Annotated in this window: 1 protein-coding gene; it reads left to right on the forward strand. The window is 60.6% G+C overall.

All coding sequences use genetic code 11. The features are described from left to right. On the forward strand, positions 1–477 hold a 477-nt coding region (locus F6Q13_RS20160), incomplete at its 5' end, for a class I fructose-bisphosphate aldolase (RefSeq protein WP_293060201.1). Positions 478–518: the final 41 nt, after the last annotated feature.

Genomic DNA, 518 nt, shown 5'->3' on the forward strand with positions numbered 1-518 from the left:
GAGCCGGAAGTACTGATGGACGGCGACCACGACCGCGATCGTTGCGCAGACGTTACAGCCACAGTGCACGCTGCCGTTCAAACGGACCTCGAATTGCTGAATGTGGACTTAGCCGGGATCGTGCTCAAGCCGAACATGATAATCGAAGGCCAAGGGCATAAACCACAGTCCTCTCCCGAGGAAATCGCCGAGCATACGGTGCTGGTGCTCAAGTCCTGGCCGGACAACCTTGCTGGCGTAGCGTTTCTTTCCGGCGGTCAGTCACCCGAGCGTGCGACGGCCAATCTCGAAGCGATGCAGCGACACAAAACTCCATGGCCGCTCACCTTTTCGTTTGGACGGGCCCTGGTGTCGCCGGCGCTCGAAGCATGGCGTGGCGAGCCTGAGTTTGTTGCGGCGGGGCAAGCCGCCCTCGGCGACCGGGTTGCCGCCAATGGTGCGGCCGTTCGGCTACGCGCCGAATTACAGTCTGTCTAAATCTAAACCGTAGTTCCCCCCGCTAGACGGGTCTGGTTCTT

The organism is Mycobacterium sp., assembly GCF_008709575.1.
Taxonomy (GTDB): Bacteria; Actinomycetota; Actinomycetes; order Mycobacteriales; family Mycobacteriaceae; genus Mycobacterium.